The 24922-nt window shown below is 72.2% G+C and carries 22 protein-coding genes; 16 read left to right on the top strand and 6 right to left on the bottom strand.

Features of this window, described 5'->3' with window-relative positions:
• Positions 1 to 108 precede the first annotated feature (108 nt).
• From ACWD38_RS02395 to ACWD38_RS02380, 4 genes are all read left to right on the top strand, one after another.
• Positions 109 to 1017: a LysR substrate-binding domain-containing protein gene (locus tag ACWD38_RS02395; RefSeq protein WP_184478821.1), complete on the top strand. Its 909-nt coding sequence runs from the start codon at positions 109 to 111 to the stop codon at positions 1015 to 1017.
• Positions 1018 to 1199: 182 nt separating this feature from the next.
• Entirely contained in the window at positions 1200 to 1349 is a 150-nt protein-coding gene (locus ACWD38_RS02390; RefSeq protein WP_184486149.1) for a hypothetical protein, read from the top strand.
• Between the two features lie 105 nt (positions 1350 to 1454).
• A complete protein-coding gene (locus ACWD38_RS02385) occupies positions 1455 to 3242 on the top strand; it encodes a gamma-glutamyltransferase family protein (protein ID WP_184478822.1) in 1788 nt (595 codons plus the stop codon).
• 129 nt (positions 3243 to 3371) lie between these two features.
• Entirely contained in the window at positions 3372 to 4046 is a 675-nt protein-coding gene (locus tag ACWD38_RS02380) for a VOC family protein (protein ID WP_450123168.1), read from the top strand.
• A 72-nt stretch (positions 4047 to 4118) separates the two neighbouring features.
• Here the strand turns inward: ACWD38_RS02380 and ACWD38_RS02375 are convergent, their stop codons facing one another.
• Together ACWD38_RS02375 and ACWD38_RS02370 are read right to left on the bottom strand one after the other, a co-directional pair.
• Positions 4119 to 5108 carry a tyrosine-type recombinase/integrase gene (locus tag ACWD38_RS02375; RefSeq protein WP_425503543.1) on the bottom strand — a complete coding sequence of 330 codons (990 nt, stop codon included), beginning with the start codon at positions 5106 to 5108 and terminating at the stop codon, positions 4119 to 4121.
• Between the two features lie 234 nt (positions 5109 to 5342).
• A complete protein-coding gene (locus tag ACWD38_RS02370; protein ID WP_450123167.1) occupies positions 5343 to 5696 on the bottom strand; it encodes a beta/gamma crystallin domain-containing protein in 354 nt (117 codons plus the stop codon).
• Between the two features lie 514 nt (positions 5697 to 6210).
• Here ACWD38_RS02370 and ACWD38_RS02365 point away from each other — a divergent pair.
• The 8 genes from ACWD38_RS02365 to ACWD38_RS02330 all read left to right on the top strand — a co-directional run bounded on the left by ACWD38_RS02365 (position 6211) and on the right by ACWD38_RS02330 (position 14519).
• Positions 6211 to 7335 carry an AI-2E family transporter gene (locus ACWD38_RS02365; protein WP_450123166.1) on the top strand — a complete coding sequence of 375 codons (1125 nt, stop codon included), beginning with the start codon at positions 6211 to 6213 and terminating at the stop codon, positions 7333 to 7335.
• A gap of 98 nt (positions 7336 to 7433) precedes the next feature.
• Positions 7434 to 8417: a DUF4185 domain-containing protein gene (locus tag ACWD38_RS02360; RefSeq protein ID WP_343071336.1), complete on the top strand. Its 984-nt coding sequence runs from the start codon at positions 7434 to 7436 to the stop codon at positions 8415 to 8417.
• Positions 8418 to 8557: 140 nt separating this feature from the next.
• Positions 8558 to 9427 carry an LLM class F420-dependent oxidoreductase gene (locus tag ACWD38_RS02355; RefSeq protein ID WP_450123165.1) on the top strand — a complete coding sequence of 290 codons (870 nt, stop codon included), beginning with the start codon at positions 8558 to 8560 and terminating at the stop codon, positions 9425 to 9427.
• A gap of 74 nt (positions 9428 to 9501) precedes the next feature.
• Positions 9502 to 9873: a nucleotide pyrophosphohydrolase gene (locus ACWD38_RS02350; RefSeq protein ID WP_184478827.1), complete on the top strand. Its 372-nt coding sequence runs from the start codon at positions 9502 to 9504 to the stop codon at positions 9871 to 9873.
• 67 nt (positions 9874 to 9940) lie between these two features.
• Positions 9941 to 10603, top strand: coding sequence for a trimeric intracellular cation channel family protein (locus ACWD38_RS02345; RefSeq protein ID WP_450123164.1), 663 nt, complete (start codon positions 9941 to 9943; stop codon positions 10601 to 10603).
• Between the two features lie 81 nt (positions 10604 to 10684).
• Positions 10685 to 11995 carry an amidohydrolase gene (locus ACWD38_RS02340; RefSeq protein WP_450123163.1) on the top strand — a complete coding sequence of 437 codons (1311 nt, stop codon included), beginning with the start codon at positions 10685 to 10687 and terminating at the stop codon, positions 11993 to 11995.
• On the top strand, positions 11992 to 13176 hold the full coding sequence (locus tag ACWD38_RS02335) for a TerC family protein (protein WP_450123162.1): 1185 nt from the start codon (positions 11992 to 11994) through the stop codon (positions 13174 to 13176). The genes ACWD38_RS02340 and ACWD38_RS02335 overlap by 4 nt, the downstream gene beginning before the upstream one ends.
• Positions 13177 to 13661: 485 nt before the next feature.
• Positions 13662 to 14519 (top strand): 3-hydroxyacyl-CoA dehydrogenase family protein, encoded by an 858-nt coding sequence (locus tag ACWD38_RS02330; protein ID WP_184478831.1) that lies wholly within the window; start codon positions 13662 to 13664, stop codon positions 14517 to 14519.
• Between the two features lie 57 nt (positions 14520 to 14576).
• Here ACWD38_RS02330 and ACWD38_RS02325 read toward each other — a convergent pair whose 3' ends face one another.
• Genes ACWD38_RS02325 through ACWD38_RS02315 form a run of 3 tightly spaced genes read right to left on the bottom strand, consistent with a single transcriptional unit; the run spans position 14577 to position 17608 of the window.
• Entirely contained in the window at positions 14577 to 15479 is a 903-nt protein-coding gene (locus ACWD38_RS02325; protein ID WP_450123161.1) for a sensor histidine kinase, read from the bottom strand.
• Positions 15479 to 16225 (bottom strand): response regulator transcription factor, encoded by a 747-nt coding sequence (locus ACWD38_RS02320; RefSeq protein WP_343071337.1) that lies wholly within the window; start codon positions 16223 to 16225, stop codon positions 15479 to 15481. The genes ACWD38_RS02325 and ACWD38_RS02320 overlap by 1 nt, the downstream gene beginning before the upstream one ends.
• A 36-nt stretch (positions 16226 to 16261) precedes the next feature.
• Positions 16262 to 17608 (bottom strand): helix-turn-helix transcriptional regulator, encoded by a 1347-nt coding sequence (locus tag ACWD38_RS02315; protein ID WP_450123160.1) that lies wholly within the window; start codon positions 17606 to 17608, stop codon positions 16262 to 16264.
• Positions 17609 to 17824: 216 nt separating this feature from the next.
• Between ACWD38_RS02315 and ACWD38_RS02310 the strand changes: the two genes are divergently transcribed.
• A complete protein-coding gene (locus ACWD38_RS02310; RefSeq protein WP_184478834.1) occupies positions 17825 to 20455 on the top strand; it encodes an AAA family ATPase in 2631 nt (876 codons plus the stop codon).
• Positions 20456 to 20528: 73 nt separating this feature from the next.
• Here the strand turns inward: ACWD38_RS02310 and ACWD38_RS02305 are convergent, their stop codons facing one another.
• Positions 20529 to 21212, bottom strand: a complete 684-nt coding sequence (locus ACWD38_RS02305; RefSeq protein WP_246456740.1) for a helix-turn-helix transcriptional regulator — start codon at positions 21210 to 21212, stop codon at positions 20529 to 20531.
• A gap of 470 nt (positions 21213 to 21682) precedes the next feature.
• Here ACWD38_RS02305 and ACWD38_RS02300 point away from each other — a divergent pair, with 470 nt between their 5' ends.
• The 3 genes from ACWD38_RS02300 (at position 21683) to ACWD38_RS02290 (ending at position 24883) form a co-directional block, all read left to right on the top strand.
• Entirely contained in the window at positions 21683 to 22621 is a 939-nt protein-coding gene (locus ACWD38_RS02300) for a metallophosphoesterase (protein ID WP_184478835.1), read from the top strand.
• A gap of 806 nt (positions 22622 to 23427) precedes the next feature.
• Positions 23428 to 23910, top strand: coding sequence for a (2Fe-2S)-binding protein (locus ACWD38_RS02295; RefSeq protein ID WP_184478836.1), 483 nt, complete (start codon positions 23428 to 23430; stop codon positions 23908 to 23910).
• A complete protein-coding gene (locus ACWD38_RS02290; RefSeq protein ID WP_184478837.1) occupies positions 23903 to 24883 on the top strand; it encodes an FAD binding domain-containing protein in 981 nt (326 codons plus the stop codon). The genes ACWD38_RS02295 and ACWD38_RS02290 overlap by 8 nt, the downstream gene beginning before the upstream one ends.
• The last annotated feature ends 39 nt before the right edge of the window (positions 24884 to 24922 follow it).

Below are 24922 nucleotides of genomic sequence, written 5' to 3'. Positions count from 1 at the left end.
TCCCGAGCGCACGCCCAGTCCAGCCGCCGATCACGCGCCGATCCACCGGGATATCTCGCAAGCGCGTTCGTGATATCTCACCGGAATGAAGGGGCGTAGGCTCGCCAGGTGGAAGCCCGGCACCTGCGCTATGCGCTCGCCCTCGCCGAACACCAGCACTTCGGCCGCGCGGCCACCGCCATCGGCATCGCGCAACCCCCGCTGTCCAAGCAGATCGCCGCCCTGGAACGGGAAGTCGGCGCCCCGCTGTTCGACCGCACGCCGCACGGCGTGTTCCCGACCGCGGCGGGGGAGGCGTTCCTGGACCGGGCGCGGCGGGCGCTGGCGGAGATGACGGCCGCAGCAGGAGACGCCGGACGGGCCGCGCGCGGCGAAACGGGTCGGCTGCGGCTGGGGTTCATCGGCTCGGCGCTGCTGGAACTGCTGCCGCGGCTGCTGGGCCGCTTCGGTCGCGAGCACCCCGACGTGCGGATGCAGGTGCAGGAACTGTCGACCGCGCACAGCGCCGCCGCGCTGCTGGCCGGGGACCTCGACCTCGCCATCGGGCGCGGCGCCCCTCGCGGCGCGGGAGCCGAGAACCTCACCTCGGTCACCGTCGGCACCGACCGGCTCGTCGCCGTCGTCGGCTCCGCCCACCCCTACGCGGGGCAGGCCGCGGTGCGCGCGGAACAACTGCGCGAGCAGGCCCTGATCATCACCCCGGCCGACGAGGAGCCCTACGTCCGCGCCGGCCTGCGCCAGCTGCTCGGCGAGGACGCGCCCGCGCTCCGCCGCGCCACCGAGGCCCGCGACGTGCACACCATCGTCGGGCTCGCCGCGTGCGGCCTCGGCGTGGGCCTCGTCCCGGCCTGCGTGCGCGCCGCCCCCCGCCCGGACACCTGGATCAGCGAAGTGCGCCCGCGCATCGACCTGCCGGAACTGGTGATGTCGTTCCGGACGCGGGACCGCTCCCCGGTGCTCGCCGCGTTCCTGGACACGACCCGCGAACAGTGCCCCGAAGTCGGCGGGAGGATCTGATCTCGTCCGGCGCAGCGGGTCGGGTGGCGGAACCGCAGCGAGAAGAACGCTGAGAACCCGCGGCGGTGCTGGTGGGCATGGTGGTCACTGCTCAGCGGCTTCGCCGCTGACAGGACAAGGATCAACGACGCCGTCCACCTGGAAGGACAGGATCAAAGGTAGGAGGTCAGCGGATTCAGGTCATGGCGGCACTCCGTGAGGAGGCGGTTGCGGAGCACCGAAGTGGACCGAGCCGGTGGCTGACCGCGGCGCTCGTGCTCAGCAGTGCAGCGATCACGGTGCTCGGCGTCTACACCGTGCTGGAGGTCTTCGGCATCTCGCCGGGAGGTTGACCGGCGCGGAGGTCGTGACGGGCGGGGATGCCGGTGCATCCGTGCTTGGATCTCCGACCGGTCGTGGTGTTGACTGTCCCGGACCCGACCGGCGGAAGGACCAGGTTGTTCACCACCCGACCGACCCTGCAGGGCACGCACGGCATGGTGTCCTCGACGCACTGGCTGGCGTCCTCGGCCGCGATGGCGGTGCTGGAGGACGACGGCAACGCCTTCGACGCGGCGGTGGCGGCCGGGTTCGTCCTGCACGTCGTGGAACCGCACCTGAACGGTCCGGCCGGTGAGGTCCCGATCATCTTCGCCCCCGCCGGGGGTGCGCCGACCGTGCTGTGCGGGCAGGGCCCGGCGCCCGCCGGGGCGACCATCGAGCACTACCGCGACCTGGGGCTGGAACTGGTTCCCGGCACCGGGCCGCTGGCCGCGGCCGTGCCCGGCGCGTTCGACGCGTGGCTGCTGCTGTTGCGCGACCACGGCACGAAAACCCTCGCCGACGTGCTCAAGTACGCCATCGGCTACGCCGAGAACGGGCACCCGGCGGTGGAGCGCATCGGGCAGACCGTGCGCACGGTGCGCGAGCTGTTCACCTCGGAGTGGGCCGCCTCCGCCGAGCTCTACCTGCCCGGCGGTGAGCCGCCCGCGCCCGGTGCGCTGCTGCGCAACCCGGCGCTGGCGCGGACGTGGCGCCGCGTGCTCGCCGAGGCCGAGGCCGCCGGGGCGTCCCGCGAGGCGCAGCTCGACGCGGCCCGGCGGGTGTGGCGCGAGGGGTTCATCGCCGAAGCTCTCGCCGACGCCGCCGCTCAGTCCACGATGGACAGTTCAGGGGGGCGGCACGCCGGCACCCTCACCGGTGATGACCTCGCCGGATTCACCGCCACCTACGAGGAACCCGCCACCTACGACTGGAACGGCTGGACCGTCTGCAAGGCCGGGCTGTGGAGCCAAGGTCCGGTGCTGCTGCAGCAGCTCGCGCTGCTGCCCGACGCGCTCGACCTCGACACCCCGGAATACCTGCACACCCTCATCGAAGGCACCAAGCTCGCGATGGCCGACCGGGAGGCCTGGTACGGCGACAGCACCGACGTCACCGTCGACGACCTGCTCGACCCCGCCTACAACGACCAGCGCCGCGCCCTCATCGGCGAGCGGGCCTCGACCGAGCTCCGCCCCGGCAGCCCCGGCGGACGCGTCCCCAAGCTCAGCGCGCACGCCCAGCGGGTGCAGCACGGGCCGCTGGACCTGATCGCGCCAGCGGGCGCGGGCGAACCCACGGTGGCGCGCAGCGGTGAGACCCGCGGCGACACCTGCCACCTGGACATCGTGGACCGGTGGGGCAACATGATCGCCGCGACGCCCAGCGGCGGCTGGCTGCACTCCAACCCGGTGATCGGCGAACTCGGCTTCCCGCTGGGCACCCGCTTGCAGATGGCGTGGCTCGACCCGGACCTGCCGAACTCGCTGGCCCCCGGCAAGCGGCCGCGCACCACCCTGACCCCGTCGCTGGCGTTGCGCGGCGACGAACCCGTGCTCGCGTTCGGCACTCCCGGCGGCGACCAGCAGGACCAGTGGAGCACGCACTTCTTCCTCTCCGTCGCCCTGCGCGAGCAGGTGCGCGGCGGCTACGACCTGCAAGGCGCCATCGACGCGCCGAACTGGCACTCCGAGAGCTTCCCCGGCTCGTTCTACCCGCGCGCCATGCGTCCCGGCGCCGTCACCGTGGAGTCCCGCATCGGCTACTCGGCGATCGCCGAGCTGCGGCGCCGCGGGCACGACGTGGCCGTGGGGGAGCCGTGGTCGGAGGGCAGGCTCAGCGCGGTCGCGCGCGACCCGGAGACCGGCATCCTCTCCGCGGCGGCGAATCCGCGCGGCATGCAGGGGTACGCGGTAGGCCGTTGACGCCGGAGTGTGATCGAAAAGTCCGATCACGCCGAACCATAGGGCCGAATGGAGCATTGTCCGTTCCACGTTCGGAGGACAGGATGGAGCCTCAACGGCTCTTGCCCGACCTCGAAGGACGACCCCGCTGTGCCCCAGCCCACCGCCGTGCGCGGTCTGCGTCGCGTTGAACTGATCACCACCGACCTGGATGGTGCGGCGCTGTTCCACCAGAACCTGCTGGGCTGGCGGGTGTGGGACTCGGCGGCGGGCGGTTTCGAGTGCTGGGTCGGCGAGCGGCACTGCGCCTCGATGCGTCCCGCCACGCACGGTGTGCGCCCCGGCTGGTACGTGGTGTTCGCCGGCGCGCGCCACGACGGTGATCTCGTCGGACCCGACGAGGTCACCGCGCGGATGGTGACCGGCCGCGCCCAGCACGGCCCGTGGGCGCCGGGGCCGCGCCGCGGCGAGCCCTGCTGGTTGGACCTGTGCACGGGTGCCCCGGAACGGGCGGACGCGTTCTGGGCGCCGACGCTGGGCTGGGCGGTGCAGGACGGGCGCTACCTCACCGGTGGCCGCCTGCTCTCCGCGCGTTCCGGGCGGTGCGTCGACGGCCGCTGGGACTGGCTGTGCCACTTCGCCACCGAGGACGTGGACTTCGCGGCGAACCGCGCGGTCCAAGGCGGCGGCCGGGTCGTGGACGGCCTGCACCACCCCGTGCTCGGCGAGGTCGTCGTCATCGCCGACCCGCAGGGCGCGGTCTACGGCCTCGCCACCGACACCGGCCGCTGGGGCGGCTCCCCGGCCGAAGGCTCCGGCCGTTGAGGGCGCTCGCGGACTGATCGTTCGATCCGCTTCGCGCCCGCGGAGGAACCACGGGCACCTGTTCGGGCCGCCTCACCCCTCGCGGGGTGCGAGTTCGCCCAGGACTCGGTGGGTGCGGTTGGCGCGGACCGAGAGGCGTTGCTCCCGGGCCGTGACGTCGATGTAGGTCTGGCTGGAGTTGATCGACGCGTGGCCCAGCAGCTTCGCGATCTCCGCCGCGTTCGCGCCGTCCTCGGCCAGCCGGGTCGCGAAGGTGTGCCGCAGCGCGTGCACCATCGCGCCCCGCTGCACCCGGTCGGAGATTCCGGCGGCGCGCAACGACTGGCGCACCAGGTACTGGAGCCCGCCGCGGCGCAGCGGTTCGCCCCGGTGGTCGACGAACAGCGGCTCGGCACCGGGCAGCCGCTCGCCGAACCGCACGCGCCGCGAACTCAGGTAGGCGCCGACGACCTCGTCGAGCGCGCCTTCGATGGGGATGGAGCGGTTCTTGCCGCCCTTGCCGTGCACGTGCAGCCGCCGGTCGCCGGGCCGCCCGGCCAGGGACGCGACGGTGAGGTCGAGCAGCTCCGCCGAGCGGACTCCCGTGCACAGCAGCACGGCCAGCACCGCCAGGTCCCGTTCCGGCCACGGGTTCCGGGCGCGGCGCCCGCCTTCGGCGACGAGCCGCAGCAATCGCTCTGGGGTGTCCTCGCCCTGCAGCGGTTTCGGCGTCGACGGCGCGCTGCGGGGTTTCGGCACCACCTGCATCGGATTGCCCCCGACGGCGCCTTCGACGACGAGGAAGCCGAAGAACCCGTTCCACGTCGACCAGGCCCGCGTCACCGACGACGCCGAGCGGGCGGCGGCGTGCCGCGCGAACGCGGACCGCAGCTGCGACGCCGTCACCGCCGCCATCGCCAGCTCGCCGACGCGCGCGCCGGTGACCTCCGCGAGCGCCCCGCCCACCGAGTCGAGATCGAGCCGGTAGGCCCGCAACGAGTTCGCGGCGAGCTTCCTGGCCTGCAGGTGTTCCAGGTACACCTCCATCCAGCGCGCCACCGAACCCCCGGTCGCCTCCCGCACGTCCGCACCTCCACCCGAGCAGAATGATCATCCGCCCCCGATGGAACCAGACACCACCGACAACCACGCCCCGGCAGGGTCCCCGAGCGGAGCGCGGCATCGACGATGCCGGCCACGTCCCGGAAGACGTGGCCGGCGAACGCGGGCGGTGCGGGAATCCGGTTCCCCCGCGAACCGGAGCGGCCGCGATCGGTCAGCCGCAGCGACCGTGCCGCCCGCCGACCCGCCGATCCGTCACCGGATCTCGATCGCGTTGACCTTCGGCTCGTTGTTGAACTTGACGTTGTTCCACTTGTCGATCTTCAGGACGTCGCCGTTGTCGTCGTAGTAGACGAAGGTGTTGTTCCCCGTGGAGACCTTGCTGATCCACCGGCCGCCGAAGTCCATCTTCCCGCCGTTCGCGTAGCAGGTGACCTTCTCGGGACCGTTGCTCGCGTGCGACCAGATCTTCAGGAAGTTCTCGCCCGGAGCGCAGGCGACCTGGTTGATGGCGAACGCGGTTCCGACCGGCCCGACCATGGTGAAGGCGGCGGCCGCGATGATTGCGGCGGCCGCGCCGCGGGCGGTCTTCTTCGTCTTGGTGATCACGATTTCCCCTTGGGTCGAATGATGGATCCGCTCCGCTGACCCCTCGTTGCGGCGCGTTCCGGAATCATCGCGATCGGCGCTGTTGTTCGGCAATTGTTCTGGTGCTCGCGAGTACGTTGGGGCACACAACAATGCCCGCTCCGAGCTCGGGCGATTTGACGCGATTACATCGGTCACCTGCTGCGTCACCTGCGCGTTCTTCGCGGAGTATGCGGCTGAGGGGAGTTCTGATCGATTTCGTCGAGAGGTTTTCACGGGTCCTGAACGGTCGCGGGAAGTCCGCATTCCCCGCCTGCTGGGGCATTCGGTGCGATGAGGACGTCTCGATGAGGAATATTCAACTTGGGCGGTGGTGATCGTAATTCACGGAGAAGGAATATGACGAGCGCTGTTGGAATTGGGAAACTGCTCCGTCGTGCTTCGTTCGCGCGGGTGGAGCGTTCGCGCGGCACTCGTCACCCCGATCGAGCGGCCGGATGTTTAAACGCGGCACCGTTCGGCCGATCACGTGCTGGTGGAAGAAGTGGGGAAGGAACGGGACGGACCGGCCGTGCCGCGAGGGCTGCGCGTCGCCGGGGCCGTGAGCTGGCGGCTGCTGGCGGTGGCGGCGGTGCTCGTGGTGCTCGGCCGGATCGCGCTGGTGCTGTCCGAGCTGGTGATCTCGCTCGGCATCGCGATGCTGCTCGCGGCGTTGCTCGCGCCCCTGGTGGACCGGATGGACCACGTCGGGGTACCGCGGACCCTCGCGACGGTGCTGGCGCTGCTGCTGGGGCTCGTCGTGGTGGGCGGGGTGCTGACGCTCGTCGTGCTCACCGTGATCAACGGACTGCCCGGGTTGCAGGAGCAGGCCGCGCACACCGTGGAGAGCGTCCACCAGTGGCTCCGGACCGGGCCGCTGCGGCTCAGCCAGGGACAGCTCGACCAAGGGGTGCAGCGCGTCACCGACTACCTGCGCGGCAGCCAGAACAGCCTCACCGCGGGGGCGTTGAACACCGCGAGCACCGTGCTCAGCGTCGGCAGCGGGTTGCTGATCGCCCTGTTCACGCTGATCTTCTTCCTGCGCGACGGCCGGTCGATCTGGCGGTTCGTCCTCGATCTCACCGTGCCCGCGCACGTCCGGGACCGCGTCGACGTGGCCGGGCGGCACGCGTTCGAGTCGCTGGTCGCTTACGTCCGGGCGAGCGCGGCGGTCGCGTTGATGGACGCGGTGGGCGTCGGCGTCGGCTGCGCCATCGTCGGCGTGCCGCTGGCCGCGGCGCTGGCGGCGCTGGTGTTCATCGGCGCGTTCGTGCCCTACGTCGGAGCGATGATCGCGGGCTCGATCGCGGTGCTGATGGCGCTGGTCACCACCGGCCCGCTGCCCGCGCTCATCGTGCTCGCCATCGTCGTCGGCGTGATGCAGCTGGAGGGGCACGTGCTGCAGCCGCTGATCCTCGGGCACGCCGTGCGGCTGCACCCGCTGGCCGTCGTCCTCGGCATCACCGCCGGTTTCCTCGGTGCCGGGGTGGCGGGCGCGGTGTTCGCGGTGCCCGCGATCGCCCTGCTCAACGCCGGAATCCGGGCGCTCATCGACCCCCCGGCGGAGCTCGGCGAAACCGAGGACGCGGGCGAGGAGACCGTCGCCGACGAGCACGCGTGAGCCCGGCTCCCGGCGTGCGATCACTGGGGCGGGCGCACTTACAGTCGGACCCGTGGCGCCGGAACGGCCGGTGCGAACGCGAGAGGACCGTGACGCTGGTGCGCAAGGTGAAGGACCTGACCGGCCCCGGAGTGACCGACCGGTTCGGCATCGGAGGTACCGACCTCGGCGTGATGGCCACCGCGCCGGACGGGCGGATCGTGTCGGTGTTCGGCGACACGTTCGAACGGGCCGGCGTCGGCGGGCCGGGCTGGCGGTCACCCGTCGTGCTGTTCGCGGACCCGTCCACCGCCACCGCGGGCCTCGGGTGGACCGGGTCGATCGGCCCTGATTCCTACGCGGGCCAGGCGCTGCCGTACGAGCACGACACCGTGATCCACGGGCGCCACGTCAGCACCGTCATCCCGACGGACCTGATCACCGTCGGGGACACGATGTACCTGCACGTCATGGTGTGCCAGGGCATCGGCAACGTGCACTGGACCGAGGTGCACAGCTCCACCGACAACGGCGAGAGCTGGCAGCACACCGGCACCACCTGGCCCGGAGACCTGCACGGCGGCCTGTTCCAGATGCTGACCTGGGGACTCGGCGACGACGGTTACGTGTACGCGTTCACCACGGGTTTCCGCCGCGACCAGGGGCTGCTGCTGCACCGGGTGCCCGCGGACCGGCTCACCGATCCCCGTGCGTGGGAGGGCTGGGGGTTCCGCGACGGCGCGTGGGCGTGGGGCAATCCGCCGACGATCGCGCTCACCGGTGCCTACGGGGAGCTGTGCCTGCGCCCGGTCGGCGGCCGGTGGCTGTTATCTCTGTTCAACGCCGGGGACTACCGGATCGACGTGCTGAACATGGACGTGCCCACCGCGAACCTGTACGAGACGCCGCGGGCGACCGCGGTGCAGGGCTCCGCCTGGAACGGCGAGGACCACGCCCGCGGTCACGTGGCGCAGCTCTACGGCGGCTACATCGTGCCCGGCTCCACGCTCGACGACCTGCACCTGGTGGTCAGCCAGTGGAACACCGAGCACAACTGGCCGTACAAGGCGATGCAGTTCGCCGGAGCAGCACCCGGCGCGTGACGGGTCGGTGGACCGCTGATCCTCGGATCGGCGGGGCCACTTCGAACGGCGACGCTCCCGCCCGGGTGGTGTTCTGAACTCGGTGGCCGTCCGCGGACGGCCACCGAGCCGCTCACCCGAGATCCGTGAGGAGTTCCGCCGTGCAGCTCGGCATCCACTTCGCGAACTTCACCCTCCCCGGCGAGCCCGACTCGCTCGCGGAGGCGCTGTCCGCCACCGCGGTCGCCGCCGAAGGAGCCGGGTGCACCCGGTTCAGCCTGATGGACCACTGGTTCCAGATGGAGCACTTCGCGACGTCCCAGGACCCGATGCTGGAGGGCTACACCTCGCTCGGGTTCCTCGCGGGCAGGACCAGCCGGATGGACCTGGGCCTGCTGGTGACGGGCGTGACCTACCGGCATCCCGGGCTGCTGGCGAAGATCGTCACCACGCTGGACGTGCTGTCCGGGGGTCGCGCGCTGCTCGGCATCGGCGCGGCCTGGTACGAGCGCGAGCACCGCGGGCTCGGCGTCCCGTTCCCGCCGCTGGCGGAACGGTTCGAGCGGCTGGAGGAGACGCTGCAGATCTGCCGCCGGATGTGGAGCGACGAAGAAGGTCCCTACACCGGCAGGCACTACGAGCTGGCGGAGACGATCTGCCGCCCGCGCCCCGTCCAGCATCCCGGCCCGCGGGTGCTCGTCGGCGGCGGCGGTGAGCGCAAGACGCTGCGCCTGGTGGCGCGCTACGCCGACGCCTGCAACCTGTTCGCCACCGGCCCGGACGAGGTCCGGCACAAGCTGGAGGTCCTCGCCCGGCACTGCGAGTCGGAGGGCCGCGACCCGGTGGAGATCCAGAAGACCATCATCGCCGCGGGCGATCTCGGCACCCCGGACGAATTCCTGGCCCGGATGGACGACTACGCCCGCCTCGGCGTCGAACTCGTCGAGATCGTGCCCACCGGCCCGGACCCGGCGGCGATGGTCGGCGAGTTCGCGGGCGCGGTCGTCCCCCGCCTCGCCGAGCTCGGCTGAGCGGTGGACCGGCCGTCCGGCTCCGGCCGCCCAGGGGGAAGGCGTCCGCGCCTCCGCCGCTACCGTGACCGGCCATGGACAGCATCGCCGAGCTCCGGTCCCGGTTGCGCGCCTTCGCGCAGGAGCGCGACTGGGGGCGGTTCCACAGCCCGAAGAACCTCGCGATGGCGCTCAGCGGTGAAGCGGGCGAACTGATCGCGGAGTTGCAGTGGCTCGACGACGCCTCCGTCGCCGACGGCCTGGAACAGGGCGCGCTGAAGGAGCGGCTGGCCGACGAGGCCGCCGACGTCCTGCTCTACCTGGTCCAGTTCACCGAAGCCGCGGGCATCGACCTGGTCGACGCCGCCCACGCCAAGATCGACCGCAACGAATCCCGCTACCCGGTCCACCTCGCCCACGGCACCGCCACCAAGCAGACCGAGCTGCACCGACCGCACCAGGACTGACGCCCGCGCAGGGAGGTGCCGCCCAGGTTCGGCCGCTGCGCAGACCATTCGGAAGGACACCGCTGGCATGCCGGAGCCGTCGTCGTTGTTCCTCGTGCTGGACCTGGTCGGGACGTTCGCGTTCGGGCTCAACGGCGCGCTGACCGCGGTGCGGGCCGTGCGGGTCGACCTGGTCGGGGTGCTGATGCTGGGCATGACGACGGCGCTCGGTGGCGGCATCATCCGCGACGTGCTGATCGGCTCGCTGCCGCCCGCGACGTTCAGCGACCTCAAATACCTGGGGGCCGCCGCCGCGGGAGCGCTGGTGGCGTTCTTCCTGAGCATGCCGCTGGAGCGGTTCACCACGATCATCGTCGTGTTCGACGCGGTGGGGCTGAGCGTGTTCTGCGTGACCGGCGCGACGAAGGCGCTGGAGTTCGGGCTCGGCGGGGTGCAGGCGGTGCTGCTGGGCGCCGTCACCGCCGTGGGCGGCGGCACCTTGCGCGACGTGCTCATCCGGCGGGTGCCCGCGGTGCTGGTCAGCGACCTGTACGCGGTGCCGGCGCTGGTGGGCGCCGCGATCGTCGTGGTCGCCTCCTACGCCGGGCTCGGCTCGCTGCTGGGCGTGCTGCTGGCGTCGGTGACGTGCTTCGCGATCCGGATGCTGGGCGTGGTGTTCGAACTCCAGGTGCCCTCCGCGCTGGGCCGGCGGGGCACCGAGGACGACGGTCCGGAGCCGGGCGGGCGGTGACGGGGCGGCTCCTCGACCGAGCGAGCGGGCGCCGGACTCAGCACAATTCCGGTACCGACCGCCGACCCGAGAGGAGCGCACGTGGCGACTGAGTCACCTGCCCAAGCGGTGCTGGACGGCGGAGGCACCGGCTGGCTGGAGGAGTTCTACCAGGACCTGCACCGCCACCCGGAGCTGTCCCACCAGGAGCACCGCACCGCCTCGAAGGTCGCCGAACGCCTCGGCGAATGGGGTTTCGAGAAGCACACCGGCGTCGGCGGCACCGGGGTGATCGGCGTGCTGCGCAACGGTTCGGGGCCCACGGTGCTGCTGCGCGCCGACATGGACGCGCTGCCGGTGCGGGAGGCGACCGGCCTGCCGTACGCCAGCACCGCCACCACCGACGGGGACCCGCCGACGCCGGTGATGCACGCCTGCGGGCACGACGTGCACGTGACCTGCCTGCTCGGCGCGGCGCAGCTGCTCGCGGCGGGCGCCGGGCACTGGAGCGGCACGGTGATCGCGCTGTTCCAGCCCGCCGAGGAGACCGCGGACGGCGCGCGCGGCATGGTCGAGGACGGGCTGAGCTCGCTGATCCCCGCGCCGGACGTGGCGCTGGCGCAGCACGTGCTGCCGCTGCCCGCCGGGCGGCTCGCCACCGGCAGCGGTCCGGTGCTCGCCGCCGCCGACAGCATGCGGATCACCGTGCACGGCTCCGGTGGGCACGGGTCGATGCCGCACACCACGATCGACCCCGTCGTGGTCGCCGCGATGATCGTCGTCCGGTTGCAGACGGTGGTGGCCCGCGAAGTCCCGCCCGGTGAGCAGGTGGTGCTGACGGTGGGGAGCGTGCAGGCGGGGACGAAGAGCAACGTCATCCCGGACAGCGCCGTCATCGAGCTCAACATCCGCACCTACGGCGAGCAGATCCGCACCCAGGTGCTGGACGCGATCGACCGGATCGTCCGCGCGGAGTGCGCGGCCTCGCGCTGCCCGCAGGAACCCGAGTTCGAGATGTTCGCGCGCTTCCCGCTGACCGAGAACGACCACGACGTGACCGAGCGGGTCACCGCCGCGCTGCGGGAGCAGTTCGGGGCGGACCAGGTGGGCGAGATGGGCCGGTGGTCGGCGAGCGAGGACTTCGGCGATCTGCCCGCCGCGTTCGACGCCCCCCAGCACGTTCTGGGCGCTCGGCGGGATCGACCAGGAACTGTTCGAGCGCGCGGCCCGCGAGGGGCGGGTCGCGCAGGACGTTCCCGGCAACCACTCGTCGAAGTTCGCGCCGGTGCCGCAACCCACGCTCGACGCGGGCACCCGGGCCATGGTGGTGGCCGCGCTGGCCTGCCTGAGCGCGGGGGCGGACCGCTGAGGAGCCTTTCGGAACTCGTCGTCGGCCGGGCGGAGCGATCATGAACGTACCGGGGTTCGTGTGGGTCCTGACGATCATCGCGGTCGTCGGGTTGCTGCTGTTCGACTACGTGTTCCACGTGCGCAAGGCGCACACGCCGAGCATCAGGGAAGCCGCGGTCTGGTCGGCCGGGTACGTCGGCGTCGCCGTCCTGTTCGGACTCGGAGTGTGGTTGTTCGGCGGCACCACGATGGGCACGGAGTACTTCGCCGGGTACGTGACGGAGAAGGCCCTGTCGGTGGACAACCTGTTCGTCTTCCTGATCATCATTTCGAGCTTCAAGGTGCCGCACGCCGATCAGCAGAAGGTGCTGCTGTTCGGCATCGTCTTCTCGCTCATCGCCCGGACCGGGTTCATCTTCCTCGGCGCCGCGCTGATCAACTCGCTGGCGTGGGTGTTCTACATCTTCGGGTTCATCCTGCTGGTGACCGCGGGGAACCTGCTGCGGCCCGCCGGTTCCGAGGACCGCACCGCCGACAACGTCATCATCCGGATCGCCGAACGCCTCTTCCACACCACCGACGAGTACGACGGGGACAAGCTCACCACCTGGGTCGACGGCAAGCGGGTGCTGACCCCGATGCTGCTGGTGATGGTGGCCATCGGCGGGACCGACGTGCTGTTCGCGCTGGACTCGATCCCGGCCATCTTCGGGTTGACGCAGAACGTGTACCTGGTGATCACCGCGACCGCGTTCTCGTTGCTGGGCCTGCGGCAGCTGTACTTCCTCATCGACGGGCTGCTGGACCGGTTGATCTTCCTGTCCTACGGGCTCGCGGTCATCCTCGGGTTCATCGGCGTGAAGCTGGTGCTGCACGCGCTGCACGAGAACAACGTGCCGTTCATCAACGACGGCAAGCCGCTGCACATCGTCGAGATCAGCACCGGGCTCTCGCTCAGCGTGATCATCGGCGTGCTGGTGATCACGGTGATCGCGTCGCTGCTGAGCCCGAAGGGGCGGGCGCAGAACGCGGTCTCCGGTGCGCGCAGGCACGCCACGGCCTACCTGGACGAGGGCTACGAGACCGATCCGGCGGTCCGGGAGCAGACCTACCGGAAACTGCTCTCGGAGGAGGAGCAGATCAAGAAACTCCCGAGCCGGTATCGCGCCGCGATCCGCGACGAGTGGCAACTGATGGACCTGTTGCGCCGCGCCCACGACAAGCACCGCGAGTCCTCCGGCTGAACCGCGGATCGGCGTGTGGAATCCGCCCTCCGAAGTCGGCCGTTCCGCTTCGAATCGGAACGCGTCGGTGGTGCGCGCGGAGACGGCGGCGGAATCGGCGTGTGGCAAGACGAACCGGGCGTTTCACCGATCGGTTCGGGGGCGGAGCTCAATGGGGGATCTCCGGCGGTTCCTTCGGGTGAGCCGGTCTCGGGAGTTCTGCGCAACGGGGTTGGGCCGTCCAGTCGTCGCAGATCACCGCTTCGCGATGCGTCCATTGCTCTTTTCGGGTCATGTGCGCGAGGTGCATTCAGGGGTACCTGCTTGATCGCCGACCGAATGGACGGTTAAAAATGGGTGCCTGCCGACGCGAGTGGGCGAGCCGGGCAAGAGGGCCTCCGGATCGCGAGTGCGATCCGGAGAACCGCGACGCCCTCGGTCCGCGGCGGCTGTTCGACGATGCCGATGCCGGGAGCGGACTCCCGGTTCTGGAAGCGGAGGAAGTCATGACCACGTCAGCAATCCCGGCGAAGGTCGCCGTGATCGGTGGTGGCCGAATGGGCTCGGGAATCGCGCAGACCTTCGCCATCGGCGGCGCAGAAGTGTCCATTGTGGAAAGCAGCGAGAGCGCTGCGGGCGCCGCGAGGGAGAAGATCTCGGCCGCCGTCGCCAGGGCCGCCCAGCGGGGCAAGCTGGCCGACCCGGACGAACTGCTCGGCCGCGTGGCGGTGCTGACCGGAATCGCGGCGCTGCCCGGTGATGCGGAGCTGGTCGTGGAGGCGGTGCCCGAGCTGGCCGAGACCAAGGTCGAAGTGCTCTCCGGCGCCGAGCGGGTCGTCGGCCCCGACGCCGTGCTGGCCAGCAACACGAGTTCGCTGTCCATCGCCGGTCTCTCCGCGGCGCTGCAGCGCCCCGAGCGGTTCCTCGGGATGCACTACTTCAACCCGGTTCCCGCTTCGAAGCTGGTGGAACTGGTCGCCGGGCCGGACACCACCGACGCCGTGCTCGGCCGGGCCCGCGACTGGGTGCGGGGGCTCGGCAAGGCGGAGGTGATGGTGCGGGACTCGCCCGGTTTCGCCACCAGCCGCCTCGGCGTGCTGCTGGGGCTGGAGGCGATCCGGATGCTGGAGGAGGGCGTCGCCGACGCGGCGTCCGTGGACAGCGCGATGGAGCTCGGGTACCGGCACCCGATGGGCCCGCTGCGCTCCACCGACCTGGTCGGCCTCGACGTCCGCTTGGCGATCGCCGAACACCTGCACGCGACGCTGGGCGAGCGCTTCGCCCCTCCCCAGCTGCTGCGCGACAAGGTCGCGCGCGGCGAACTGGGCCGCAAGACCGGCCGCGGCTTCCACGACTGGGAATGAGCGGCGGAACTCCGAATTCCACGCGGTGGCGGCGTTTCCGGCTCCACGCCGGTGCCGTCAGGTCCGGGGGAGGCGGATGTGGGAGTGGTGGCCGCGCGGGAGCCGGCGGGTGGTGAGCGCACCGCCGTGGGCGCGCACGATCTCCTCGGCGAGGGCGAACCGGATGCCGTCGCGCCTGCCGGGCGGCTCGGTGTCGTCGGCGGCGGGGCGTTCGGCGTCCACGGACGCGGTCGCCCAGGCCGCGTCGCCGCCGAGGGTGATCGTGACGGAGCCGCCGGGACCGCAGTGGTGCACGGCGTCGGTGACGAGCGTGGTGAGGACTTCCGCCAGCAGCGGCCGGTCGGCGCGCACCACGACGGGCTCGGCGTCGACCCGCACCGTCGCGGTGCAGGATCCGAACCCGGCGGCGACGTCGCGGGCGAGGCCGGCCAGCTCCACCTGGTCGGGGCGCGGGTGCAGCCCGCCGGACTGGAACCTGGACAGCCGCAGCAGCTCGTCGAGCCGGTCGCCGAGCCGGTCCAGGTCGGCGCTGATCCGACCGAGGTGGTCCCGCTGATCGAGGGGTGCGTCGGCCTGGGCGGACTCGACGGTCGCGCGCAGCCTCGCCAGCGGCGCCCGCAGGTCGTGCGAGGCGTGGGCCACGATGTCGCGCCGCGGGAGGTCGTGGCCGGGCCCGCCGCCGGTGACGCGCGGCCCGTCGGCGCCGTGGATCCCGACGTTGAGCGAGACCAGCGCCGCCACGCAGGCCGCGGACAGCTCTACGGCGGCCTGCGCGGGGGAGAACCCGAACAGCACGACCACCACGCCGGTGCTGGTGATCATCGCGACGAGCGTGATCAGCACGACCCCGAGCAGCGGCTGGGCCAGCGGGAAGCGCCGCAGCAGCACCGAACCGAGCAGTCCGATGCCGGTCGCTTCGCACATCGCGACCAGGATGATCAGCAGCGGGTTCGCGTCCATCACCGCGCGGCGCCCGGCGGGTCGAAGCGGTAGCCGACGCCCCACACCGTCATCAGCATCGCCGGATCCGAAGGATCGTCCTCGATCTTCTCCCGCAACCGGCGCATGTGCACCGTGACGGTGGAGGCGCCGCCGAAGTCGTAGTCCCACACCTCACGCATCAGCTCGTCCCTCCGGAGCACCCGGCCCGGGTTCCGCAGCAGGAACACGAGCAGGTCGAACTCCCGGTTGGTCAAGGTGAGCGGCCGTCCGCCCTTGGTCACGACCCGCGAGGACTCGTTGACGACCAGGTCGCCCGCGGTGAGCTCCGGCGCCGCCGGCGCGGGTGCCGAGGCCGCCTCGGTGCGCCGCAGCACGGCCCGGATGCGCAGCACCAGTTCGCGCCCGCTGAACGGTTTGGTCAGGTAGTCGTCGGCGCCCGCGATGAGGCCGCGCAGCCGGTCCTCCTCCTCGGCCCGGCCGGTCAGCATGATCACCGGGGTGCTGGTCTCCGCGCGGACCCGCTCGCAGAACCGGATCCCGTCCAGGCCGGGCAATCCGACGTCCAGCACGATCAGGTCCGGCCGGGCCCGGTGGAACAGCTCCATGCCCGTCGGCCCGTCGGAGGCGACGATCGAGGTGTAGTCCGCGCGGTGCAGGTACCCCGTGATCACCTCGACGACGTCGGGATCGTCGTCCACCAGCAGGATGCACCGGCGCGCCGCCGTCGGGTCGTCGTGGACGGATGGCAGGTCCGGCGGTGTCACCGGGCCAGCCTATCGACGACCCGATCGCGGCTGCGGTCATGAGGCGCGTCCCAGCCTTTCCTCCGGTGCGGCCCCGCGCAGCCGCGTCGTCACCAGCTCGACGCGGGATCGGCAGCCCGATTTGGTGAACAGCCGGGTCAGGTGCTTCTCCACGGTCTTCTCGCTCACCCCGAGTGCGGTGGCGATCTGGCGGTTGGTGCGCCCGCCGCCGATGAGGTCGACGATGCGGTGCTCGGTGCGGGTCCACGGCCGCGCCCCGGACTTCGGGGGCGCCGCCGCGACCGGGCGCAGCGGCGCGACGGGCGCGGCGGTGCCGAGCGCGCGGATCCCGCGCACCGCGTCCGGGTGGGCCGCCGCCGCGGAGTCGGCGAGCGCCGCGCACAGGCACGACAGCCGCCCGTCGACGTCGGCCACGAGCAGTTCGGCGTCGACGAGCCGGTCCAAGGTCCGGCCGCAGGTGGCGAGCTCGGTGCCGAGGACGTCGGCCACGGCGGACAGGTCGTCCATGTCGAGCGCGACCACCGCGGCGACGGCCGCCAGCAGCCGCGGCGCCACGTCTCCCAGTTCGCGGGCGCGGTTCACCAGGTCGTGGTCCTCGGGCAGCGGCACGGGAGAACCGGGGTCGCGCAGCCGCGTCCGGCCGGGGCTCGTGGTGAGCCGCCGGTCCCGGTGCAACCGTTCCAAGGTGCCGAGCACCGTGCCCGGGTTCCCGTACAGCGGCCCCAGCGCGGTGCGCAACGAGCGCAGCAGGTCCGGGTGCACCCCGTCGCCGGCGGTGGCGGCGACGGCGTGCTCGTCGAGCGGGCCGAGGTCGATCACCTCGTCGGCCAGCGCCGCCAGCTCCGCGCCCGCCGGGGTGGCGGGGTCGCGCACGGCGGCGACCACCAGGCAACCGGGGCGGCGCGCGGTGATCAGCAGCAGCGCCGGGTCGACGATGCGGTCGACGTCGTCGAACAGCAGCGCCGTCGGCCCGAGCCTGCCGAGCCGGTCGAACACCTCGGTCAGCTCGGCCACCACGGCCGGTCCTTCCGCGGGGTCCTCGGCCGCGCGGGCGCGCAGCCGCGACAGCTTGCTGATCCGATCGATCAGTCCGGGGTCGGCGAAGCGGTCGAAGTGCGCGCGCAGCGTGTGCAGCACCGCGTCGAACCCGTCGATGAGGGTGCCGCTGACCGGCCGCACCGGCGCCGCCCGCACGCCTTCGGCGATCCAGCGCCGCGCCGTGGTGCGCAGCAGGGTGCTGCGCCCGCTGCCGGCTGCTCCTCGCACGACGACCAGCCGCCCGCGCGGCGCGGACTCCCGCAACGCGCCGCGCAGGACGGCCAGCGCGCCCTCCCTGCCTTCGAAGCCCTCCCCGGCTTCGAAGGCCATGTCCTCCCGAATCACGTCCGCTCCCTCGCGTCGCATCCCCCGATGACCAGCTGTTGATCTTCTGTTTAGCACCGATCGCGGGCCTCGTGAGGGCCGGGAAGAATGCCGAACGGATGATTTAAGGAATGCGTAATCAATCGCATAATCCCTGGTGATGGCCTTCACGGATCAATGGGTGATCTCCCCGTGAAATCCGGGAGTGCGACGGGGGCCACCCGCGATAATGGGGGCATGAGCAGTCCTCGATCGCTGTCCGCGTGCTGTCCGGAGCCGCCCCTGCCCACGGGGGCGGACGGCAGGATTCACGGCCGGGCCGAGGTCGTCGCCCGGATCGTCGAGTCCTGCGCGGGGCCCGGCGCGGTGCCGCTGGTCCTGGTCACCGGACCCGCCGGGATCGGGCGCAGCGCCGTGCTCGCCCAGGCGCGCGCCCGCGCCGACGACCTCGGGATGTCCACCGCGGACGTTCCGGTGGTGTTCGCGGGACTGGACGTGCGGGAGGTCGCGGGAGGCATCCCCGGCGCGCTCGGCGCCGAACCGGAATCCGGCGAATCGCCGTGGGCGACCTTGCAGCGCGTGCTGTCGGGCCGGCGGACCCGCGCGGTCGTCTTCCTCGACGACGCGCAGCGGCTCGACGCCCGCTCGACGAGCAGGCTGCTGGGCGCGGTGCGGGGACTGGCCAACGTTCCGATCACCTTCGTCTGCGCGGTGCGCACCCCGGCGGACACCACCGGTCCGCTGGCCGAGCTCGTGGCGGCCGGGCTGGCGCGGGTGGAGCGGCTGCGCCCGCTGCCGGTCGCGGCGGTGCGGGGGATTCTCGTGGACCGGTTGGGCGCGAAACCCGCCGGGGGACTGGCCGAGTCGCTGCGCGACCGGTGCCGCGGCACGCCCGCGCTGGTGCACGCCGCCGTGGACGGCTACCTGCGCGGCGGCGTGCTGCGCGTGGTCGACCAGCACGCGCACCTGGTGGGCGACCGGTTCCCGGCGCGGCCGAGCGGTGAACCCGCGCCCGCGCTGCCGGGCGGCGGTGCCGACGCGGACGGGTCCGCACCGGAAGTGCTGCGCGCGCTGGCGGTGCTGCACCCGCTGCGGGAGGCGGCACCGGGGCTGATCGCGCGCAGCCTCGGGCGCGGCGAGGGGCGGATTCGGCGGCTGCTGCGCGAGTGGTGCGCGCGCGGAGTGCTGCTGCCCGATCGGCGCGGCGGATTCCGGTTCCGCGTTCCGATGCTGGCGGCGGTGCTGGCCGGGCGGCTCGGGCTGTTCGAACGCCGGCGCATCGCGCAGCTCGCGGTCGCCGCGCTGATCGAGGGGACAGCCACCGCGCCGGACGAGCACTACCTCGCCGACCGGATGGCGGAAGCGGGCAACCTCGTCGACCGGGACCGCGCCGTCGCCGAACTGCACCGCCGGGTCGACGAGGTCGCCGCCGTCGACGGCGACCGCGCCGAGCGGTGGTCGCGGGCCGCCGCGAAGTTGTGCGCGGACCCGGCGGCGGGTGCGGTGTTGCTGCACCGCCGAGCGGTGATCTGCGCGCGCCATCGGCGTTTCCGCCGCGCCGTGGAACTCGCCGACGCCGCACTGGGCGCTGAATCGCTGCCCGCCGCGTCGGCGCAGGAGCTGCGGATCATCCGGGGGCTGGGTTGGGCGGGCGCGGGGGAGCTGGCCGCGCTGCGCGAGCTCGCCGACGACGGCGCGGCCGGGGTCGTCGTGCGCGCCGCCGCGCGGTGCCTGCTCGGGCGCTGGAGCGACGCGCACGACCTGCTCGTCGGCAACGCCCCGGAGTGGGAGCGCGATTCCGCGACCATCCATTTAGGACGCTTGTTGCGCGGGACGTCCGGCGCGCTGCTCGGCCGCGCCGACGAGGAACCGCCCCGGCCCGAAGACGAGGTCGCCGAGCTGCTGGTGGACGCGCTCACCTTGCACACCGGAGCGCACCGGACGCCGGCCACGAGCGCGCCCCGGCGGGCGATCAGCTCCGCGCGGGCCGGGAACTGGGACGAGGCGCTCGACCGGTGCCGCGCCACGCTCGCCGCGGAACCGGTGCACGGCGCGGTGCCCGGCCTGACGGTGCTGTTCCGGGACATGGCCACGATGCTCAGCGCCCGCGGCCGGTTGAGCCGCGCCGACGCGGTGCTCGCCGAAGCACGTGCCAGGAACGCGCCGATGCCGCACCTGCTGCTGCTCGCGGAGGCCGAACTCGCCGGGCTGTTCGGCGAGCGCGACCGGGCCCGCGCCTTGCTGGAGGAGGCGTTGCGCAGCGCCGCCGACCTCGGCGTCCTCGGCGCCACCGCGCCGGTGTGGCGCCGGTTGGCCTGCTGGGAAGCGCGCCACGGCAGCCCGGCCACCGCGTCGCGCTGCGCCGACCGGGCCGCGGACGGCGATCCGGTGCCGGTGTCGGCGCGCGGGGAGCGGGAGCTGGCGCGGGCCGTCGCCGACGAGGATCGGGACGCGGCCACCGCGGCGATCACGATCGCCGCGGACCTCGGCGACCCGTTCGGCTACGCCGGCACGGTGCTCGCCGTCGCGGAACACGGCCTGGCGGACCGGGAATCGGCGAGCGCGGCGTACCGGATCTTCGGTGAGCTCGACGCGTTGGTCCCGCGAGCCCGGATGCGCGCGCTGCTGCCCGCGAAGGAGCTCGGAGAGCAGGGGCAGGCGGCGACGGTCGAGGAGAACGAACGGCTGCTGGCCCGGCTGGTCGCGGAGGGGCTGAGCAACCAGCAGCTGGCGGCGGTGCTGGCCACCACCGAGAAGAGCGTGGAGGGACGGCTGTCCCGGTGCTTCAAGCGCGCCGGGTACCGGTCGCGAGCCGAGTTCGCCACCGCCACCGTCAACGCCGAGTTCTTCGGCGCCGGCGCGATGTGAGGCGCCGCTCGGCTCCCGGCGCCGGGCCGATCCCGCACGGCACCTGATCCCGCCGGGCGCCGGCGCCTGCCCGTCAGATGACCCCGGAACGGACCGCGTAGGCGACGAGGTGCGGGCGGTTCCGCATCCGCAGCCGGTTCGTCATGGTGTAGATGATGTTCTTGACGGTGCGCTCCGAGTAGCACAGCCGGTTGCCGATCTCCTCGGTGTCGCAGCCGTCCGCGATCAGCCGCACCACGTCGATCTCGCGCGGGGTGAGCCCGGAGGAGTTCAGGCCGCGCGGGGTCAGCACGTCCTGCTGCAGGGTCTGCACCTGCCGCAGCAGCTCCCCGAGCAGCTTCGACGGGAGCGCGGCGCCCCCGTCGGCGGCGGAGAGGATGGTCTCCTGCAGCCGAGCCGCGGTGGCGACGTTGCGGTGCAGGATCGCCACGACCTGGCACTCCGTCACGCTCAGCAGCTGGGAGCTGTCGAACTCCCCGGTGACGAGCACGATGGGCACGCCGAACTCGCCGGCGGCGCGGCGGAGTCCGGCCGCGGTCGTGGCGGTCACCGCGTCGGCGGCGTAGACGAGCACGTCCACGTCCGCGGCCTGCGACGTCGAGTCCACCTGGAGCTGCGGCCGTCCCATCAGCGTGCAGGTCAACCCGGTGAGGGTGATGGGGTCGGCCGCGCGGACCGCGATCCGCACCGGTTTCCGGGAGGGCCGGCTCGCCTGGTCGTCGACCGGCGGTGCTTCCCGTTCCATCTGTGTGGTCATCGCGCATCCTCCGAACCTGAACTGCGAGTGGTGGACGGGATCCGCGCGGCTGGACGCGGCACCGGATCCGTACGTGCACCACCGAGTCTCCGATGAGGTCGGCGTGGAAGTGGCTCGCGGCGGGGAGGCGGCGGGGTTTCCCTCACAGCTGTTCGGGCAGAGGGGTCAGGCGACAGTGCACCGGTCGCGCGGTGCCCCCGGCAAGGAACCCGCGCCGGTGCGGCCCTTCTGGTCCGGTGGTGTGCCCGTTCGGTCATCCGTCCGAGCCGATGGCGGTTGATCGCGAGGCTCGGCCGCCTGGACGATCCGATCGAGGCCCGGAGCCCGTCCGCATTCCCGGTGGGGCCGCGGAAATCCGGCAATTCACCCGAGTTCAACGGCAGTTCACCGGCCGGACGGTGGGGTGTCGGGTCGACTCCACGCCGCGCGGAAACGATGTCGCCGGTCGAACGTCGAATCGAGGAGCCGTAGTGAAGCCTGACCGTCGCCTGCTGTTCGCACTGGCCGCCACCAGCCTGACCGCCGCGACCGCGATCGCGGCGCCGAGCGCGCTCGCCGGACCGTCGGCCCGTGCGAACGAGCTGCCCGACCCCGCCACCTACGATGCCGCGATCGCTTGGCTGCCGGACACCCAGTACTACTCCGAGAGCCACCCGGAGCACTTCGACGCCCAGACGCGGTGGCTGGTCGACAACGCCGCCGAGCGCAAGATCGGGTACGCGACGCACACCGGTGACATCGTCGACGACTCCGACGACGAGGACCAGTGGAACAACGCCGACGCCAGCATGAAGACGCTGGACGACGCGAAGTTCCCGTACGGCGTCGTCGAGGGAAACCACGACGTCGAGGGCCTCTACGGCGACTACTTCGGCGACGAGCGGTTCGCCGGCTCCCCGGTGCGCGGCGAGTCCTACGAGAACAACCGCCAGCACTACGACCTCGTCGACGTCGCCGGCAAGCAGGTCATGATGCTGTCGCTGACCTGGGACATGCAGGAGGAGGACTTCGCCTGGGCGGAGAAGGTCCTCGCCGAGCACCCGGACACCCCGGTGATCATCAGCGTGCACGCGTACCTGAACACCGACGGCTCCTACAGCGAGCAGGGCCAGGACATCTTCGACCGCGTCGTGGAGCCGCACCGCAACGTGAAGGCCGTGCTGTGCGGGCACAACCACGGCGCCACGCACAACGTGCAGGAGACCGCCGACGGCCGGAAGGTGCCGGAGATCCTCGCCGACTACCAGAGCGCGCCGGAAGGCGGGCTCGGTTACCTGCGGCTGCTGCAGTTCGACATCGACGCGGGCAAGATGATCGTCGACACCTACTCGCCGTCGAAGGACGACTCGGACTACTTCGACGGCGAGGACGACTTCACCGTCGACGTCGACCTGAACACCACGAAATGACCCGCTGATCCGGCAACCCGGATTCCGCCGTCCCCAGGGGCGTCCGCCGTTCGGCGGGCGCCCCTGGCCGTGTTCCGGACACATATCGTGCGCAGGTCCAACGGCCGTGTTCCGCGCGTTCGCCGAGCTCCTAATGTGGAAAGCAATCGCACTGGGCGTGGCCCGACGGCGACCACCCGGCGCGTACGGGGCCGGACATCACGACTCCCTCGAACTCCGCAGAAACGATCGTCGAATCGACCGGTGGACGGAGCGATTTCGCCTGCCGGGTTCATGGGAAGAAGGTGCAGATCATGCGCATCAAGAGCATTTTCGTCTACTCCGGCGGCGGCTGGGGCTGGGGCCACGGCTGGGGCCACGGCTGGGGCTCCGGTTGGGGCTGGGGCAATGGCTGGGGCTGGGGTTGGGGCCACTGGGGCGGTTGGGGCTGGGGCAGGTAACCGGCACCCGTCCGCCACGGCTCCTCCCGGGCACGCGCCACGGCGTGCCGGGAGAACTCCGGCCATGACGGCCCGAAGGTGAACGCATTGTCGAGGTGGCTCCCACCTGTTCGGCGTTTTTTCGTCGCAACGGTGGGAGCCACTGGTGCGCGCACCGGGAAAGGGACTACGGAAACAAGAACGGGAAAATTGACCCGCGAACGGGCTCTGGTGCCGTCGAAGATCACCGATGTATAACGGGGGCGTCGCGACATTTCGGCCCCGGGGCCGCGAACCGGGGTTTCGTTCGCGCTGGAACGCGGGTCGCGGTGGCCCGGCCCGTCGTGCGGGAGCCGCCGGTGATCGCACCGACGAGGATGGAGCCACATGGCAACCACGGCCGACGACCGGGTTTCGGTCTCGCTCACCGTCAACGGCACCGACCACGAACTGGATCTCGATTCACGGGTCACGCTGCTCGACGCGCTGCGCGACGAACTCGGCCTCACCGGCACCAAGAAGGGCTGCGACCAGGGCGCGTGCGGAGCATGCACGGTGGCGCTGGACGGGACGCGCAGGCTGTCCTGCCTGACGCTGGCCGCGCAGTGCGACGACCGCGAGGTCACGACCGTCGAAGGTCTCGGCACCGACGGCGAGCCGCACCCGGTGCAGGAGGCCTTCGTGCGCCACGACGCCTTCCAGTGCGGCTACTGCACGCCAGGTCAGATCATGTCCGCGGTGTGCCTGCTCGACGAGGGGCGCACCGGTTCGGACGAAGAGATCCGGGAGCAGATGAGCGGGAACCTGTGCCGCTGCGGCGCGTACTCGAACATCGTGGCCGCCATCCGGGAGGTCGCGGAGAATGCGTGAGTTCCGGTACCTGCGCCCCGGTGACGTCGCCGAAGCGGTCGCCGCGGTCGGGGCCGACCCGGAGGCGTCCTACCTCGCGGGCGGCACCACCCAGCTGGACCTGATGAAGGACGGGGTGCTCGCCCCGCGGACCCTCGTCGACGTGACCCGGCTGCCGCTGCGCGGGATCAGCCGGGACGGCGAGGTGCTGCGCGTCGGCGCGATGACCACCATGGCCGAGCTCGCCGCCGACCCGCTGGTCGTCGAACGGGCTCCGGTGGTGTCAGAGGCGCTGCTGGCCAGCGCCTCCCCGCAGCTGCGGACCATGGCGACCATCGGCGGGAACCTGTTGCAGCGCACCAGGTGCCGCTACTTCCGGGACCCGTCGGTGGCGGCCTGCAACAAGCGGGCGCCCGGCAGCGGCTGTGCCGCGGTGACCGGTGGTGCGCGGATGCACGCGATCCTCGGCGCGAGCGCGGACTGCATCGCGGTGCACGGCTCGGACCTGGCGGTGGCGCTGACCGCGCTGGACGCCGTGGTGCGGGTGCAGGGCGCGGCGGGGCCGCGTTCGGTGCCGCTCGCCGAGTTCTACCGGGTCCCGGGGGCGACTCCGGACGTGGAGAACGTGCTCGGCCACGACGAGCTGATCACCGGTGTGGACGTGCCGCTGCCCGCTCCCGGCGTGCGCTCCGGCTACCTGAAGGTGCGCGACCGCGCTTCCTACGAGTTCGCGCTGAGCTCCGCCGCGGTGGCCGTGCGGGTGGCGGACGGCGTCGTGCGGGAGGCGCGCATCGCGCTCGGCGGCGTCGGTACCGTGCCCTGGCGCGCGAGCGAGGCGGAACGGGCGCTGCTCGACCAGCCGTCCACAGTGGAGTCCTTCGCGGCGGCGGCGGAACTCGCCGTCCAGGACCCGTTCACCGTGGAGGGCACCGAGTTCAAGGTGGAACTCGCCCGCCGCACCCTGATCCGCGCGCTGCGCGACGCGACGAGCTAGGAGCCTTCGCCATGGTCTGCCCGGCGCAATCCCGGCGGC

The organism is Saccharopolyspora sp. NPDC002578 (assembly GCF_053592695.1).
Note: the sequence above shows the minus strand (reverse complement) of the source record. Positions and strands in the feature narration are given on the sequence as shown.

What these genes read in the sequence shown, in the direction of transcription:
- ACWD38_RS02390 (WP_184486149.1), top strand. Translation starts at nt 1,200, where the DNA reads ATGGCGGCACTCCGTGAGGAGGCGGTTGCGGAGCACCGAAGTGGACCG.
- ACWD38_RS02350 (WP_184478827.1), top strand. Translation starts at nt 9,502, where the DNA reads ATGGACAGCATCGCCGAGCTCCGGTCCCGGTTGCGCGCCTTCGCGCAG.
- ACWD38_RS02345 (WP_450123164.1), top strand. Translation starts at nt 9,941, where the DNA reads ATGCCGGAGCCGTCGTCGTTGTTCCTCGTGCTGGACCTGGTCGGGACG.
- ACWD38_RS02335 (WP_450123162.1), top strand. Translation starts at nt 11,992, where the DNA reads ATGAACGTACCGGGGTTCGTGTGGGTCCTGACGATCATCGCGGTCGTC.
- ACWD38_RS02330 (WP_184478831.1), top strand. Translation starts at nt 13,662, where the DNA reads ATGACCACGTCAGCAATCCCGGCGAAGGTCGCCGTGATCGGTGGTGGC.
- ACWD38_RS02325 (WP_450123161.1), bottom strand. Translation starts at nt 15,479, where the DNA reads ATGGACGCGAACCCGCTGCTGATCATCCTGGTCGCGATGTGCGAAGCG.
- ACWD38_RS02310 (WP_184478834.1), top strand. Translation starts at nt 17,825, where the DNA reads ATGAGCAGTCCTCGATCGCTGTCCGCGTGCTGTCCGGAGCCGCCCCTG.
- ACWD38_RS02305 (WP_246456740.1), bottom strand. Translation starts at nt 21,212, where the DNA reads ATGACCACACAGATGGAACGGGAAGCACCGCCGGTCGACGACCAGGCG.
- ACWD38_RS02295 (WP_184478836.1), top strand. Translation starts at nt 23,428, where the DNA reads ATGGCAACCACGGCCGACGACCGGGTTTCGGTCTCGCTCACCGTCAAC.
- ACWD38_RS02290 (WP_184478837.1), top strand. Translation starts at nt 23,903, where the DNA reads ATGCGTGAGTTCCGGTACCTGCGCCCCGGTGACGTCGCCGAAGCGGTC.